General features: G+C 35.2%; 23 protein-coding genes. 20 read left to right on the top strand and 3 right to left on the bottom strand.

Features of this window, described 5'->3' with window-relative positions; translation table 11 throughout:
* Positions 1 to 30: 30 nt before the first annotated feature.
* Genes AC27FM_RS04680 through AC27FM_RS04640 form a run of 9 tightly spaced genes read left to right on the top strand, consistent with a single transcriptional unit; the run spans position 31 to position 6,444 of the window.
* On the top strand, positions 31 to 1,116 hold the full coding sequence (locus AC27FM_RS04680; RefSeq protein WP_487086325.1) for a baseplate J/gp47 family protein: 1,086 nt from the start codon (positions 31 to 33) through the stop codon (positions 1,114 to 1,116).
* Entirely contained in the window at positions 1,109 to 1,915 is an 807-nt protein-coding gene (locus AC27FM_RS04675; protein ID WP_487086323.1) for a putative phage tail protein, read from the top strand. The genes AC27FM_RS04680 and AC27FM_RS04675 overlap by 8 nt, the downstream gene beginning before the upstream one ends.
* Complete coding sequence (locus tag AC27FM_RS04670) at positions 1,908 to 3,716, top strand: phage tail-collar fiber domain-containing protein (protein WP_487086321.1); 1,809 nt, start codon at positions 1,908 to 1,910, stop codon at positions 3,714 to 3,716. The genes AC27FM_RS04675 and AC27FM_RS04670 overlap by 8 nt, the downstream gene beginning before the upstream one ends.
* A 12-nt stretch (positions 3,717 to 3,728) precedes the next feature.
* Positions 3,729 to 4,157, top strand: coding sequence for a hypothetical protein (locus AC27FM_RS04665; protein ID WP_487086319.1), 429 nt, complete (start codon positions 3,729 to 3,731; stop codon positions 4,155 to 4,157).
* A gap of 12 nt (positions 4,158 to 4,169) precedes the next feature.
* A complete protein-coding gene (locus AC27FM_RS04660; RefSeq protein ID WP_487086317.1) occupies positions 4,170 to 4,304 on the top strand; it encodes an XkdX family protein in 135 nt (44 codons plus the stop codon).
* 35 nt (positions 4,305 to 4,339) lie between these two features.
* A complete protein-coding gene (locus AC27FM_RS04655) occupies positions 4,340 to 4,723 on the top strand; it encodes a hypothetical protein (RefSeq protein ID WP_487086315.1) in 384 nt (127 codons plus the stop codon).
* Positions 4,724 to 5,032, top strand: coding sequence for a hypothetical protein (locus tag AC27FM_RS04650; protein WP_202240307.1), 309 nt, complete (start codon positions 4,724 to 4,726; stop codon positions 5,030 to 5,032). It abuts the gene before it with no gap.
* A complete protein-coding gene (locus AC27FM_RS04645; protein ID WP_487086313.1) occupies positions 5,033 to 5,323 on the top strand; it encodes a holin in 291 nt (96 codons plus the stop codon).
* Positions 5,320 to 6,444, top strand: coding sequence for a GH25 family lysozyme (locus tag AC27FM_RS04640; RefSeq protein WP_487086312.1), 1,125 nt, complete (start codon positions 5,320 to 5,322; stop codon positions 6,442 to 6,444). The genes AC27FM_RS04645 and AC27FM_RS04640 overlap by 4 nt, the downstream gene beginning before the upstream one ends.
* Before the next feature lie 576 nt (positions 6,445 to 7,020).
* Here AC27FM_RS04640 and AC27FM_RS04635 read toward each other — a convergent pair.
* Complete coding sequence (locus tag AC27FM_RS04635; protein WP_487086311.1) at positions 7,021 to 7,437, bottom strand: hypothetical protein; 417 nt, start codon at positions 7,435 to 7,437, stop codon at positions 7,021 to 7,023.
* A 770-nt stretch (positions 7,438 to 8,207) separates the two neighbouring features.
* Here AC27FM_RS04635 and AC27FM_RS04630 point away from each other — a divergent pair.
* From AC27FM_RS04630 to AC27FM_RS04580, 11 genes are all read left to right on the top strand, one after another.
* A complete protein-coding gene (locus tag AC27FM_RS04630) occupies positions 8,208 to 8,405 on the top strand; it encodes a hypothetical protein (protein ID WP_487086310.1) in 198 nt (65 codons plus the stop codon).
* A 329-nt stretch (positions 8,406 to 8,734) separates the two neighbouring features.
* A complete protein-coding gene (locus AC27FM_RS04625) occupies positions 8,735 to 9,112 on the top strand; it encodes a hypothetical protein (protein WP_487086309.1) in 378 nt (125 codons plus the stop codon).
* Positions 9,113 to 9,118: 6 nt separating this feature from the next.
* Positions 9,119 to 9,355, top strand: coding sequence for a hypothetical protein (locus tag AC27FM_RS04620; RefSeq protein WP_487086307.1), 237 nt, complete (start codon positions 9,119 to 9,121; stop codon positions 9,353 to 9,355).
* 230 nt (positions 9,356 to 9,585) lie between these two features.
* Positions 9,586 to 9,954: an ADP-ribosyltransferase gene (locus tag AC27FM_RS04615; RefSeq protein ID WP_487086305.1), complete on the top strand. Its 369-nt coding sequence runs from the start codon at positions 9,586 to 9,588 to the stop codon at positions 9,952 to 9,954.
* Between the two features lie 150 nt (positions 9,955 to 10,104).
* On the top strand, positions 10,105 to 10,302 hold the full coding sequence (locus tag AC27FM_RS04610) for a hypothetical protein (protein ID WP_487086304.1): 198 nt from the start codon (positions 10,105 to 10,107) through the stop codon (positions 10,300 to 10,302).
* Positions 10,299 to 10,703 carry an ADP-ribosyltransferase gene (locus AC27FM_RS04605; RefSeq protein ID WP_487086875.1) on the top strand — a complete coding sequence of 135 codons (405 nt, stop codon included), beginning with the start codon at positions 10,299 to 10,301 and terminating at the stop codon, positions 10,701 to 10,703. Before AC27FM_RS04610 ends, AC27FM_RS04605 begins: the two co-directional genes overlap by 4 nt.
* A 55-nt stretch (positions 10,704 to 10,758) precedes the next feature.
* Positions 10,759 to 10,935: a hypothetical protein gene (locus tag AC27FM_RS04600; RefSeq protein ID WP_487086303.1), complete on the top strand. Its 177-nt coding sequence runs from the start codon at positions 10,759 to 10,761 to the stop codon at positions 10,933 to 10,935.
* A gap of 100 nt (positions 10,936 to 11,035) precedes the next feature.
* Positions 11,036 to 11,563, top strand: coding sequence for a polymorphic toxin type 50 domain-containing protein (locus AC27FM_RS04595; RefSeq protein ID WP_487086302.1), 528 nt, complete (start codon positions 11,036 to 11,038; stop codon positions 11,561 to 11,563).
* Positions 11,553 to 11,762, top strand: coding sequence for a hypothetical protein (locus AC27FM_RS04590; protein WP_487086300.1), 210 nt, complete (start codon positions 11,553 to 11,555; stop codon positions 11,760 to 11,762). The genes AC27FM_RS04595 and AC27FM_RS04590 overlap by 11 nt, the downstream gene beginning before the upstream one ends.
* Before the next feature lie 14 nt (positions 11,763 to 11,776).
* Positions 11,777 to 12,013, top strand: a complete 237-nt coding sequence (locus tag AC27FM_RS04585; protein WP_487086298.1) for a hypothetical protein — start codon at positions 11,777 to 11,779, stop codon at positions 12,011 to 12,013.
* Positions 12,014 to 12,137: 124 nt separating this feature from the next.
* Positions 12,138 to 12,614, top strand: a complete 477-nt coding sequence (locus AC27FM_RS04580) for a phage scaffolding protein (RefSeq protein ID WP_487086296.1) — start codon at positions 12,138 to 12,140, stop codon at positions 12,612 to 12,614.
* 828 nt (positions 12,615 to 13,442) lie between these two features.
* On the opposite strand, the gene AC27FM_RS04575 is transcribed toward AC27FM_RS04580, so the two are convergent.
* Together AC27FM_RS04575 and AC27FM_RS04570 are read right to left on the bottom strand one after the other, a co-directional pair.
* A complete protein-coding gene (locus tag AC27FM_RS04575; RefSeq protein ID WP_487086294.1) occupies positions 13,443 to 13,637 on the bottom strand; it encodes a hypothetical protein in 195 nt (64 codons plus the stop codon).
* 470 nt (positions 13,638 to 14,107) lie between these two features.
* Positions 14,108 to 14,302 (bottom strand): hypothetical protein, encoded by a 195-nt coding sequence (locus tag AC27FM_RS04570; protein WP_487086293.1) that lies wholly within the window; start codon positions 14,300 to 14,302, stop codon positions 14,108 to 14,110.
* Positions 14,303 to 14,327 lie beyond the last annotated feature (25 nt).

The following is a 14,327-nucleotide window of genomic DNA, read 5'->3' as shown; positions in this document are numbered from 1 at the left end:
AGGCAGAACTTTGAGTTTTACCTCAATCAGATGATGAGCAAAGTTCCTGATGATATTGACAAGAGACAAGGCTCAATTATATATGATGCCCTGGCACCAGCAGCAATGGTCATGGCCAATCAATCACTAATGATGGCCAACCTGGTCAGGGAGACATACATCAAGACTGCCGACAATGAATTTTTGGACTATCGTGCTGTTGAGCATGGAACTTCACGACAGTTGGCCACATCGGCACAAGTTAAAGCTAAGTTTCTGGACACGAAGGGCAGTCCTATTGATAACGTTGAAGTTGGTGACAGATTCGCTTCTCTAGGAGATTCGCCAATTTTTTATAATGTTACTTCTATTAATGATGATCAAACTGGCATGTTAATTGCCGAAGAAGTGGGCACACGTCCCAATGGCTATCTTGGTCAAATATTACCAGTCACACCCAATGATATATTGTCCTGGGCAGAAATCATTGAGGTGTCAGTACCGGCCAAGGATAACGAAACTGATGATCACTTGCGTGAACGGCTGTTATCTGCTGATTCTTGGATAGCTTATGGTGGTAATATCGCTGATTACTTAGATATGCTTTCAAAACTTGATTCTGTTGGCTCTGCTCAGGTTTATCCAACGTGGAATGGTGGAGGTACGGTTAAACTGGTCATTCTAGATAATGATTTGATGCCGGCTAGTCAAGAGCTCATTGACCAGGTTAAGAATGAAGTTGACCCAATCGATGCAGAAGGTGAAGGCTATGGCTTGGCACCAATAGATCACACCGTGACTGTAGTGGCTCCTAGATTAATGTCAATCGATATAGATTTAACCATTCAAGTTGATGTTCAAAGTAATCTGGAGATTGTTAAACCAAAAGTGGAGGGAGCAATTAATGACTACTTCTACCTAAAGAGACAATCATGGGACGATATTAATCAACTGACTGGACGAGGTTATGCAATGACCATTTATAGGTCGCAAATTCTGAGTGCAGTCATGAAAGTTGACGGCGTAGTAAATGCCTCAATTCCAACGCTGAATGGTTGGGGTGAAGATAAGGCGTTAGTATTTAATAACGATATTTCTCAACTTCCTGTAGTGGGTGAGGTGACCATCCATGGTTAAACTTCAAGACTACCTGCCAGATTACTACGGTGATGTTTATGAGATGCAAAAGTTGGTAGCAGCCGAACAAGTCGATTTCACTAAGTTCGATGATTTAGTTCTCAGAACGTTAATGAACCAATTTGTAACTCAGACTGATTTGGAAGGCATCTCATTATTTGAGAATCAGCTAGGTATTGACCCTAACCCGAATGATAGCTTAGAGACACGTCAATATAACGTACTAATGCGAATGCTACCGCCCAAGCCAATAACTCTTAGATACTTCAAAGAACTACTTAGAACCTTAGATATACCAGCCTCAGTCAATGTTGAATACGCTGTTAGAAATGTTGTCACGACAGCAAAAAGAAGTGAAATTAGCAAAGATCAGATCAAACGTTTGAAGTATCTACTTAACGTTTATCTGCCTGCCAATCTCACTTTTGATATTATTACGACTTCTGAGACTGATACTGAACAACGGGAATATTTTAGCACGGTTGTGGATAAATATATTGTCACTAGCGCTATGCCTAGATTAAAAACTGAATCCAGTTCAACAAATAAGCAGTATTTTGGAGTTTTGAATTTTGGTAATACTACCGGTATCAATTCGCCAGCGAAAACAACTTTCAATAATAAATTGAACTATGCTACCAAATATTTTGGGTCAACGGGTGTACAAACTACGCTGAGGACCGTCAGCCGAGCAATATTAGCAATATCAACTACCACAAATATCAACAAGAAATTGGGGACAATCAAACCTCAAATTAGCGTCAATTTAATCGTAAAGGAGAAAAAAGTGCATGTCTAAATATAATGAATCAATCTTGACCACGGCTGGATTAGATTTGGCCAGTCGTGCGGCCAATGGAAAAGTTAAGTTCACAATCACGAGAGCGGCATCGACGTCGGATGATTTAAGCAAGTTATCAGAATCGGAATTACAATCACTTGTGGAATTACCAAAGGAAGTTCAGCAAGGAACGATTACCAATCAAAGCGAAAATGTTGCTAACAGCAACGCAGTTATCGGTACTGAAATTTTATTCACCAATAAAGGTTTGACTGAAGAATATTCGATCAATGCGGTCGGTGTTTATGCCAGGGAAGATGATTCTGATGAAGAAATTCTATATGCCATAACTACCGCCCAAGAACCAGAATTCATTCCTGATTTTGCAGACCAAGTACTGTTAAAGTTTACGTTTACCATTTACGTTATCGTAGGTCGTACTGAGAATGTCACAGTTTTGATTAACGAAACCGGCATGGCATCAAAAGACTATGTTGATAGCAAAATCACAAACGCAATCGCAAATGCTAACATGGACGATTTGATTGAAGATTCAGAAGTTTCTTCTGAGATTAATCAAATGATGGTATACACAAAAGAAACGGATATTCCCGAAGAAAATGATTTGACTAGAACTGCCAGACTAGTTAGAAATTTGCCAATGTCATTGAAACTGAAAGATAAGGATGACAACTTAGTAACCTTAATGCCGGATAAGGACCACGCAATCGATATTTCTAAAGTTGGCACACTAACTGGAGGTACGGTAATTGATCCGAGCGATACACATCCAAGTTCAGGTGTGGACTATTATGCTGGGTCGCTGCAAAATGGAGAAATAACTGAACGTTATCTGAGATATCAAGGAGCTACTAATCCTGATGAAGTTACTAATGTGACTTTTAATGCCGATGTAGGTTCAAAAATGAATATGGTTGGCGAAGGACTAACATTCTTAATGGGATTAAACCGAACAACGCTCACAAAAGGAGTGGTTGGTGAGACCGTTGAGTTCCCTATTAAATATGATCCGAAAAATAAGCAAAGTGATGGGATGTTTGTGACAACAGCACCAGTTCCGATGTACATTAAAGCCACTGATTTTGTTGTAGATCAAACTAATGAAGTTACATTTGGTGGTATTGGTGAAGGTCTAGAATATACAAATACTAAAAGCCCTAGCATTAAATTAACCTTTAAATCAGATAAGACGCTTGATGTTGAATCTGTGTCCGGATTTGTGAATGATGCTGCGGATGATGGTGCAACAGGTTATATATATAAAGTTTATATTCATGTGATTGCAACATTTTCCACACAAAGTGCAGTAATGCAAATTCCACCTTCAGTTAACTTTTTCGCGGGAATATCAACGGAAAATATAGTATTATCTGGAGCAGGAGACTTCTTCGAAAATACTATGGACGGTATAGAAATAACAATGGAAGATTATATTTATTATACGACTTCAAACATGACGAGATATGAAGATAGAGTCCTAGCTACTAAGGTTATGAGTTCAACTGTATTTAGAGTTCCTAAAGAGCAACTGATTAATAATTCAGACATTAAAATGCCTTTAGAGATTGTTGCTGAAATCGGTAAAAGCATAACTATTGCGGAAAATCATGAGACTAACTTTTCTAAAAATGCTACGGAGACTCATTGGTGGGCAAAAGAAGAAACTTTGCAAGAAATAACTAATCCAACTTTAACTATCGGTTCAGGAAGTATTACTAGTAATATGAAAATTAATATAAGTAATGCTCCCTATCCGTGGTTTTGGCAGGTAGTCAAAATAACTTCATATAAAAATTAAAGGAGGAATCTAATGAAAATAGCTGTTAAATTAAGCGATGATAGGAGTATTGTCGGTGTTAATAACACCAATGAAGAAGCCGCCAATAAGCAAGCCAAAATTAAAGGTTGGGAACTCGTTGAAAGCGACCCAGCATTTTCGATTTCAGAAATGTCTATCTGGACAGTTCGGGAATCAGATAATAAGTTAGTACACACTGCAACCGGCATGACGCCTGATGAAGAAAAGCAAAAAAGCATAACAGAACTAACGTTACAAAATCTGCAACTGACTTCAGACGTCACTGATTTAAAGAAAGTGGCCACTGAACTAACTAAACGGAACTTAGCATCAACTCAAGCACAAACGGAACTACAAAGTGGTATTACAGAGCTAACTAAACAGAATTTGGATTTAACACAGCAACTATTAACACTAAAATCAAACACAACAACAGAATAGGAGAGACTAATCATGATCAATTTACTTAAAATGGAATTCGGCTGGGGCTTCTTAAAAAAAGAGGATATCGTAGACTACGTACCATCAATCATTTCAACTGAGGATTTTAAGGATATTACCGGAGAAGAATATAAGAAAGAAGGTTAGCAGATGCTAGCCTTTTTATTTTGGAGTGATGCGAATTGAAATATTTAAAACAGAATCACTTTTGGTTTATCACAGGAGCAGAAACATTCACTCTTGGAATCATTTTTATTTTGACTGGCAACTTCATTGATAGACCGCCTAATGCACCAGGATTCATTGCTAATGTAGATGATCCACCATTTGCCATAGCGCTAATAATTATCGGTCTGTATGTGATGTTCTCGTGTTTTGACGAATTACGTAAGTCCAACAAAGACTTAATCGTATTCCTTTTATTATTTGTGTGGACATTCTACTTAATAATTTTCTCAATACATGATTTGACTGCACCGGTTTTGTTACCAAAGTTCACAACTCTTTTTATTCTATTTATTAACATTCGAATTCTTTTAGAAGCATTTTTGAGTGATCCAGGATAAATGGAACAAGAAACAATCAGAATTTTGATATCAGCTATTGGTGGTGCAGTCATAACTGGTGTCTTTGGAGTTTGGTTGCAACGTTTAAAGAATCAAGGTTCAAATGAAAATGTTTATGCGGATCATACTAAAGAGTTATTTGATCGTTTAGATCAGATTACGCAGGAACGTGATGATTTAAAGGTACAGGTTATTAAGTTACAAGATCAGGTTTCAAAGCAGAATAATACCATCGATGCACTAAATAAACAGGTTGGGGTATTAAATAGTAAGTTCGACAAATTTAATGAACTAGAAGAGGAAAAATAGATGAAAATTATTGAAGGATTGCAATTGATTGATGTGGCACAGTTAATGATTATTGCTATCTTGTGTTATGTTCTGACAAATTCAGTTAAGAATACCAAGGTGATTGAAACTAAGTGGATGCCATTTGTTTCAATGCTTCTAGGTCTGATTTTGGCAATCGTTACAGCATTAGTTTTTCATGATAAGGAAATTGGAAAAGCTATTATTGCTGGGTTGCTTGTAGGTGGTTGGACATCAGGAATGTTCGATGGTATCCAGGGATTTTTAAATGATGGAGGTACATCAGAATGAAAAAAAGATTAGTCTATATCGTAAGTCTGCTGATTGCAGGCTTATTTTTTTTCGGTGGTAAAGTTGATGCAGCTAATACCGATATGGTGGATGTATCTAACCACAATGGCTATATGACTACAGCTAATTTTGTTGATATGCGCAATAATTACGGTGTGAAGTCAGTAGTTACAAAGATTTCAGAAGGTACTTACTACGCCGATTACACAGCATCTAACAACATTACAACCGCACAAGCGGCAGGGCTGTATATTAACGGCTACCATTTTGCACGTTACACAACTCAAGCTGGAGCAATAGCGGAGGCAGATTACGCTGGCAAAGTGGCCAAGTCCGCAGGCTTGCCAATAGGCGCCGTCCTAGTAACTGACGTGGAAGCGCAACAACAAAATGGATTGTCACGTTCAACTAATAATGCTAATAACCGGGCATTCATGGATGAAATTAAAAAGTTTGGTTATCGTTCAGATATCTACACTATGTCGAGCTGGTTAGGCACTAAAATGGATATTGCTAGCGGTCAAGGCTGGATTGCAAGTTATCCATACAACGCAAGTGGCAAGCAATGGTATTCAAATAATCACGCATGGCAATGGGGAAGTACGTACAATTTCCAAGCCAGTTACGGGAATTTTGATGTGTCACAACTCTACGATAACTTCTATACTGGAGAGCTAGCTCCACAGACTGATCCAAGCTCTACAATTTCTAATGTGATTTCAGTTAAAGGTAATTCTTACAAAGCGTATACAACTTATCATTCAGATGGTTCTGCTAATATTGGAACTGATGTTATTTCTGGTAGTGACTGGCAATCTAACAAGATTATCGCTATCAATGGCAAGCCATATTATAGAATCGGCGTTGATACGTACGTTCCACAATCGAGTACGACATTTAAAGGTATCGTCGTAGTGAACTATTCTTCAAATTACGGGATCAATGCCTATGATTCAAAAGGGAATTCCATTCCTGATTCAAATCTAACGTTTAAAGGTGGATCAACATGGAAGATAGCTGATAAGTTAACTAATGTTCCAAACCTTGGTTTGTGTTATAAGGTAGCTACGAACATATATATTCCTGCCGAATACACTCAAGGTTCAGGATTCAACGGGTAACGATATTTAAATATACTGAATTGCTGCTAAAAAATTGTAGTAAATCTATACATTGATAATAGTAAACTATAAATACGCCTCTAACTCATTTCTGGTTAGAGGCGTATTTTGTGTTAGTATAAGATTAGAGATGAAAAAAAGACCCACTGCAATGAGTCTTTCCTCTTGTTAATAGAAACAATCATGGACAACTTTTATAAAAACCGCTACAGCCTTAATAAAAGGTGTGATGATCTTGATTCTATCGTTGAAATTGTTATTTTTCTTGATGAGGGTCATCCTTTCTGGCGAAAATACTATTTCGTTAAAGATAGTTGGCCCGCTTGCTGGCGCTAATTTAAAAATTGTTGCGTATTAACACCATTATTAATAATAGAGTAATCTTGACAAAAAATAAAGAACCATGATAGTATAAACACTGAAATTGTTATTTATTGATAATAGTGGTCGTCCTTTAAACACTACTGCAATAGTGTTTAAGTTGTTGTATTCCCATTATTTATTTCTCCTTTCTCACTCGGTATTTTACCTAGAAATAGGGTTTTGACTGGGGAAGGGGTTTTTTTGTGTCTTTTTTTACTTGCCTAACAGGGTATTAATTCCAGAGGTTATTTTTGTCATTTTAACAAATATGATGTTATTGCCACTAATGTAACAAAAGTATTTTCCATTAAGTTCGAAGTCTTTTTTAGCATGAACAATATATTTACCATCGAAGAAATCAACAAATGCTGATCGGCCAGTATACTCATTTGGTAATGCTGCTATTTGAACGCTATTAATTTCATCGCTGCTGATTACATAGAAGTACAACCAACGTGCCATTGATCCGGTAGGTATCTTAATATCATATTCCAGCGTTCCATGAGTAGTTTTAAAATGCGAAGAATCATTTCTCTTATAACCAATACTTGTAAAAATCCTGCTACTTCCATCAGAATATTCAACTTCAATTTTATTCTTCATAGTGATCACTTCTATTTTTAGCTTCATGATAATCTGATCGGACATACAATAGAAGAAAAGTGATTCGACGTGTTATAATACACGTAAATGGTAAACAAAACATAATTAATATCGATGTTACGAAATTATCACATCTTTACATAAATGAACACCGTTTGCACCAGATTTGCACCAAATGGCTATGAACGTTGATATAAAGGCATCGGATAATCCGATAGACGGCTTACATAGGATACGTTCAAAATAATAAAAAGGGATATAAACGTTGATGTAGTGACGTTTATATCCTTTTTTATTATTTATACAAATCATAGATATGGTGAACCAGCAGGTACTAAGGGATTAATTGCTGGAATGAGTTATGAATGAGTTTCAACAAACTCATTAAAGTATCCCGATTAAAAGCAGGATATTGAGAATTACAAAGCTCAACAGCAACAAAGATACTTAGAGCGCTCTATTCGTAAGGATAGGAAGTTAAGTATCCGGATAGTGCACTAGAAAAATTGCCAAGATATACAAGTAATAAACCCCTTTATTTTGATAGTGATACAAAATTGCAAAAGATAAGAATTTAGGAAAAACATTCAATAATAAGGATTATACATCAACGGGGGATGTTGGCTTTAATGAAAAAGAAAATGTTAGGTTAATTATTAGAGATAGTAAAAATGGCCGTCAACTGGGTAATGTAAATACTGTAGAAAATGATGTATTATTTAAACGTAGTACACAGTTTCAGGTATTAGATAGATATATTGATAAGAATGAATTACCTATTTTGGAGATTAATGAATATGTCTCAAAGAAGCGAAGAGGATGAAGAAAAGTTAAGACTTTTTAAAATGCGCCTTAGGGGAAATACATCTAGTTGGGAGAATATAGGAAAAGCTCCTGAACCCACTGGAGAAGCTAAAAAGAGAGATGACGAGTTCGTTAAAGGATTATTCGCGAGAGCAAAATTCTTGAATGAGCAAAAGAAGAATAAGGAATAATTTTTTTATTTTGTCCTAAGTAAGACACTAAAAGGCTTATTTTTTATGCAAAAAAATTCTGTCGGTGTCGTTGCACTGTAAAAAAATTCGTAAGGATAAGAAGTTATTAGCCAATGCTAAGAAAATAGGTAACGAGGTTGATATAGGACGCTATCAGACTATGTTAGGTGCCCACAGGAAGAAACTACGCGGCTTGATTTCTGAGCATTATTTCTTGAATCGTGATTATAGCAGGGAAAAAATTTATACATTACCTAATCGTACCCAAGACGATGAATATAAATACTCTGGTGCAATAAAAAAACGATCTGAGCATATCAATAATTTTAATGCCATTAGTGAAAGTGAAAAAAGCCAAAGATTTGTATTTGGAATTTTCTCAAAGAGATCCAAAACGGTTAGTTGATAGAATTTCAGAAGTTGGTAATTTATCCGAGGAGGATGCGCATCGAATTTATGACCATGTGTCTATTAACAAACATATGATGACTGGTGAAAATGATATAGATTATTTTGCCCCCGATATAGATATGGCTCAAGCCTTTCAAAGAGTATTCAACAAACAAAAGCTAAAAGAATCTGATATAATAATGTTGAATCATGAGAATATTGAAAGTAAATTAATGGAAAAATTAAATCTTACTTATGTTCAAGCACATAGGCAAACTAATAAACTATATAATTTTCAAAAGAAACTAAGGGGGTAAGTTCATATGATTACCGTGCAATTATTATTAAATACTGATGATGTCGTTAGATATAGATATTATATTGAGGGTAATCATATGGATTATGGGGATGTTGAGGTAAATAAACATACCAAAGAATACTCCTTTGTGACTAAAGATACTGAGCCCTATGAGGGATATAGAAATACAGCGATACGTTTAGTTTGGAAATATATTGATAAGAATCAATTTCCTGAAACAGGAGCAAAGGGTTGGTATTAACCTAGTCACAGAAATGTGGCTTTTTATTTTGTCCTAAGCAAGACATTAAAAGGCTTATTTTTTATGCAAAAAAATTCTGTCGGTGTCGTTGCACCGTAAAAAATCCGTAAGGATAAGAAGTTATTAGCCAATGCTAAGAAAATGGGTAACGAGGTTGATATCGGACACTATCAGACTGAGTTAAGTGCCCACAGGAAGAAACTACGAGGATTGATTTCTGAACATGATTCTTGAATCGTGATTATAACTGGGAAAAAGTGGTTATACCTGATACTCTAAAGAAGATTGCAGAGTTAACAATTGATGAAAAAAGAGCAGTTACTAATTATGTTGGAACTGATTTTATTGGAATTAACAATAGTTTAAGAAATGGCTATAAAATGACTGATTCTCAAAGAGAGACAGTTAAGTATCTGGATAGTGCACTAGAAAAATTGCTAAGATATACAAGTAATAAACCCCTTTATAGATCTCTTTATTTTGATAGTGATTCTGACATTACAAAATTCGCAAAAGATAAGAATTTAGGTAAAATATTCAATAATAAGGAATATATATATCAACCGGGGATGTGGCTTTTAACGAAAATGAAAGTATAAGAATGATTGTTAGAGATAGTAAAAATGGCCGTCAACTTGGGAATTTAAATACTGTGGAAAATGAGGTATTATTTAAACGTAATACACAGTTTCAGGTATTAGATAGATATATTGATAAGAATGGATTACCTATTTTGGAGGTTAATGAATATGTCTCAAAGAAGCGAAGAGGATGAAGAGAAGTTCAGACTTTTTAAAATGCGCCTTAGAGGGAATGTATCTGATATGATAAATGTTGGTCCCCCCACTAAATCAACTAAAGAAAGTGAAAAGGAAGACGAGGAGTTTATTAGAGGGGTACTGGCGAGAGAAAAATTCTTGAATGAACAAAAAAAGAATAAGAAATAGTTTGTTCATTTTGTCCTAAGCAAAAGGGAGCATTGATTAGATATATTTCACCAGATTCTTATATGCTTAATGCTTCATTGCGTGAAGGAATAATTTCTGAAGAACAAAAAGAATGGGCAAAAAATTTAGATTCGGCAATCGGCCGGTTACCGAAGTATAAGTCTGATAAGCCACTGTATAGATCGTATCAATTTACTAAGGATCAACTGATAATGTATATCAAAAATAAGCAGGTCGGGGATGTTATCTCTGAACCTGCTTGTTTTTCTACCAGTAAGAATATTTATGATAATCAAGACAACTTTCGTATAATTATCAATAAGAGTAATAGTGGTGCTGATCTTAGAGGTTATAATGACGCAGAGCAAGAAATATTATTCAAGAGAAGTACACCTTTCTGAATAGTTGATGCGTACATGACTGACCAAAATATGCCAATCTTGGAGGTGGAAGAACTTGAACGAAGAAAGAAAAAATAAACTCTATTCCGATAAACGCTGGTACGGGCAACTAAGTGATATGCGTACAATTGAAAAAGGACATCCCACTAAGAAACAGCAAGCCCGTTGGGATAAGTTTACGGAAGATTGCTTAAAACTGATAGAGAAACGTGAAAGACAAGGGAAGCCTTAATTTATTTGTCCTAAGTAAGACATTAAACTGCTTATTTTTTATGCAAACAACTCTATCGGTGTCGTTGTACCGTAAAAAAAATCGTAAAGATAAGAAGCTCTTGGCCAATGCTAAGAAAATGGGTAACGATGTTGATATAGGACACTATCAGACTAAGTTAAGTGCCCACAGGAAGAAACAACGCGGCTTGATTTCTGAACATGATTTCTTGAATCGTGATTATAGTCGTGAAAAGATAGCAACAACGATTGGATTTGACTATAATGTAGATAGGTTAAAGAATAGTCAGTATCATACTTATTCTAAAATACAGATTGGTGAATGGGGAACAAAAATCAACGATGATAAGCAATCACCTCATATGGAATCTACCAAAATAAAAGGTAAGAGTTATATATTTGATAGTGAAGATCCCCAGCTATTACTAGATAAGTATTCTGGAAAGGGTACTTTGAACTTTAATAAAAATGGTGAATACGGTAATAAAGAAACTGTTGAAGTAGACCATGTTATTGGAATAGATATTAGAAGCAACAGAGAAACAAATTGGATAAAAATACATCATTCTAAGAGTAGAACTCATATAGTTCCTATACTAAAGGATAGAGGAGAGGAAAATGAAATCTGACATAACTGACTTTTTTGGATTTAATGTAGTGGTTAAAACCGATGATAATCAAATTTTTGATGGCTTTGTTGAGTCTGTTGAAGTTGCTGGTGATTCTGATGATGGGGTGTCCAGTATTGATATTATTAAAACCAAACAATTCCCGGTAGACACATTAACCTTAAGGGATGATGAAATTATAAGTATTAGGAAGAAATAGGAGGGTAGGTTCATATGATTACTGTGCAATTATTATTAAATACTGATGATGTCGTTAGATACAGATATTATATTGAGGGTAATCATATGAATTATGGGGATGTTGAGGTAAATAAACATACTAATGAATACTCTTTTGTAACAAAGGACACTGAAAATTATAAGAGTTATAGAAATACTGCTGTTCGTCTACTCTGGGGATATATTAAAGATAATAAATATCCTGAAACTGATGCAATGGGTTGGTATTAATCTAGTCACAGAAATGTGGCTTTTTATTTTGTCCTAAGCAAGACATTAAAAGGCTTATTTTTTATGCAAAAAATTTCTGTCGGTGTCGTTGCACCGTAAAAAAATTCGTAAGGAGAACACTAGCATGAAAAGAGAATTTCTAAAGAGTTTAGGTTTAACGGATGAGATTGCTGATAAGGTAATTGCTGAACACGGGAAGGACGTTCAAACGGCTAACTCAAAGATTGCGACCGCGGAACAAGAACGAGATAGCTATAAAGAACAAATTACTGAGCGTGATAAGCAACTTAAAGAACTTAACGACAATTCAGGAAATAACAAAGAACTTCAAGAGCAGATCAAACAATTGCAAGAAGACAACAAGACGGCATCAAGCAAGTACCAAACCGAATTAGCAAACGTCCAAAAGGATAATGCTATTAAATTAGCCCTCAAGGATAGCAAGGCTAAGGATGCTGATATGGTCTTTAGGTTTCCTAAACTTTTTGTAAGTGTTAGTAAATTTCATTTCATGCAAGCAAGAGATAACAAAAATCCCCAACGGTTCCAATTCATTGGGGATTTGTTAAATGATACTCACTTTTTTGCGAAACAAGCATAATATGTATTGTCGAAAAATTGAATCGTATTGCTACTTATTGAACATCATGAAGCTCTTCTTTTCTCGCTGCTATCAACCCTTCTAATTCGTTGATGTCGTCAAGTGTGGCGTCTTTCTTTACAAAGTTCCTAGCCGCTGATCGATTTCTTAGATACCGAGTGCGATTTCTGTTTTTTCTTGCCAGCGTTTATTAGCTTCCGTTTGTTTGTTTTCAACCACGTTTATCACCTCTCAAATCCTTAATGGCTGAGAATACACATACTAGCGATAGAAGTGCTAATGTTAAAGTCTTTATTGAGTCATCAATAAAGAAGTAAGCCATTATGATTAGTAATATATATATTAGGTACTTTACTATTTTGCTGTTCATTTTTTTTTAAGATGTTAGAATTAGGGTATAAGAAAGCAAGGGGCAAGCCCCTTACTAACTTATTTCTGGGTATCATTTTTGTGATTACCAAGTTTGGTCAAGCTGTAGATTGTTACTATATTCAATATCGTGCTGGATATTCCTAGTAATATGTCTACAGCTTTTTTTATATCTCCTAACATCTTTCCACCTCCTTATAACTATTATGACACTACCGATAGTATGAAAAGTCAACCTTTTCATTACCTCTTTTAGTGAAATAATGCTGATGTATCAACGTTTTAAAGCATGATATCGAATTATATTCGTTGCTTTATTAACTGAGAATAAAAATAAATCAATGTACTAAAAAAGCCCTCAACAGTCACAACCTGTTGGGGGCTTTGGTGTCAAATTCACTCACTTTTTTGCAACATAATTATAGCACGTGTTTAAGAATATTTGAAGCGTGTTGCTACTTATAGAGCATTGGAAGAATCTTTCTCACGTTGCTTTATTAATTCTTTGAGTTCGACAATATCGTCTGCGGTAGCATATTTCTTAATGAAGTTTCTGGCCGTTGATCGTCTGTTAATATAAAGTTTTCTTTCTTTATTTTTTTCGTCCCATTTTTTGTTTGCTTTGATTCGTGAAGCTGATAATTTTTCAGTCATAGAAGATACTCCTTAATTAAGGTTAAAATTATTAATACAATGGATATGGAAAATAAGGTTATAGTTATCTTTCTTCTATTTTTTTTCATTGGTATTTGAACATGGTATAATGAGTACACAAACAAAGGCTCACGCCCCTGTATGTTAGAACCAACTTCTTATAAAAACGATTATTGAAATTATTGAGCTTATCACTGAAATGTAAAATTCAATAGTTTCGCGTCTTTCTTTTTTGAGTTGGTTCTTTTTTTGTACCATAGAACTCATGTCCTTATCTCCTTTCTATACTTATTATAATACACGCAAACGCGTGTAAAGCCAATGGTTTCTACTACTTTTTTAGTGAAATAATGCTGATGTATCAAGGCTTTGAAGAGTTAGCCTTGCTTATAGCTCACTGAAAATATACGTAAGTTAATGCACTAAAAAAGCCCACACATATTAGAAAGTGGGGGCATTGTGATACTAGATTATTGATCATCGTTAAGCTCTTTTTCACGTATTGTTAGTAACTCTCTTAGTTCAGCAATATCGTCAAGCGTGGCCGCTTTTTTTACAAAGTTCCTAGCTACCGATCGCTTGCTAATATATTTTTTTCGTTCCTTGTTTTCTTCGTCCCATTTTCTGTTTGCTCTAATTCGTGCGTCAGTCAATTTTCCAGCCAAAGTGTTCACCCCTTAATTAAAGATA

The organism is Companilactobacillus sp. y65-5 (assembly GCF_057541095.1).
The sequence above is the reverse complement of the archived record's forward strand: the minus strand, read 5'-3'. Positions and strand labels throughout refer to the sequence as shown.

Excerpts from the sequence above, each read along its gene's own strand:
- AC27FM_RS04680 (WP_487086325.1), top strand. The coding sequence starts at position 31 with ATGATGAGCAAAGTTCCTGATGATATTGACAAGAGACAAGGCTCAATT.
- AC27FM_RS04675 (WP_487086323.1), top strand. The coding sequence starts at position 1,109 with ATGGTTAAACTTCAAGACTACCTGCCAGATTACTACGGTGATGTTTAT.
- AC27FM_RS04670 (WP_487086321.1), top strand. The coding sequence starts at position 1,908 with ATGTCTAAATATAATGAATCAATCTTGACCACGGCTGGATTAGATTTG.
- AC27FM_RS04665 (WP_487086319.1), top strand. The coding sequence starts at position 3,729 with ATGAAAATAGCTGTTAAATTAAGCGATGATAGGAGTATTGTCGGTGTT.
- AC27FM_RS04660 (WP_487086317.1), top strand. The coding sequence starts at position 4,170 with ATGATCAATTTACTTAAAATGGAATTCGGCTGGGGCTTCTTAAAAAAA.
- AC27FM_RS04650 (WP_202240307.1), top strand. The coding sequence starts at position 4,724 with ATGGAACAAGAAACAATCAGAATTTTGATATCAGCTATTGGTGGTGCA.
- AC27FM_RS04645 (WP_487086313.1), top strand. The coding sequence starts at position 5,033 with ATGAAAATTATTGAAGGATTGCAATTGATTGATGTGGCACAGTTAATG.
- AC27FM_RS04640 (WP_487086312.1), top strand. The coding sequence starts at position 5,320 with ATGAAAAAAAGATTAGTCTATATCGTAAGTCTGCTGATTGCAGGCTTA.
- AC27FM_RS04635 (WP_487086311.1), bottom strand. The coding sequence starts at position 7,437 with ATGAAGCTAAAAATAGAAGTGATCACTATGAAGAATAAAATTGAAGTT.
- AC27FM_RS04630 (WP_487086310.1), top strand. The coding sequence starts at position 8,208 with ATGTCTCAAAGAAGCGAAGAGGATGAAGAAAAGTTAAGACTTTTTAAA.
- AC27FM_RS04625 (WP_487086309.1), top strand. The coding sequence starts at position 8,735 with ATGCCATTAGTGAAAGTGAAAAAAGCCAAAGATTTGTATTTGGAATTT.
- AC27FM_RS04620 (WP_487086307.1), top strand. The coding sequence starts at position 9,119 with ATGATTACCGTGCAATTATTATTAAATACTGATGATGTCGTTAGATAT.
- AC27FM_RS04610 (WP_487086304.1), top strand. The coding sequence starts at position 10,105 with ATGTCTCAAAGAAGCGAAGAGGATGAAGAGAAGTTCAGACTTTTTAAA.
- AC27FM_RS04590 (WP_487086300.1), top strand. The coding sequence starts at position 11,553 with ATGAAATCTGACATAACTGACTTTTTTGGATTTAATGTAGTGGTTAAA.
- AC27FM_RS04585 (WP_487086298.1), top strand. The coding sequence starts at position 11,777 with ATGATTACTGTGCAATTATTATTAAATACTGATGATGTCGTTAGATAC.
- AC27FM_RS04580 (WP_487086296.1), top strand. The coding sequence starts at position 12,138 with ATGAAAAGAGAATTTCTAAAGAGTTTAGGTTTAACGGATGAGATTGCT.
- AC27FM_RS04575 (WP_487086294.1), bottom strand. The coding sequence starts at position 13,637 with ATGACTGAAAAATTATCAGCTTCACGAATCAAAGCAAACAAAAAATGG.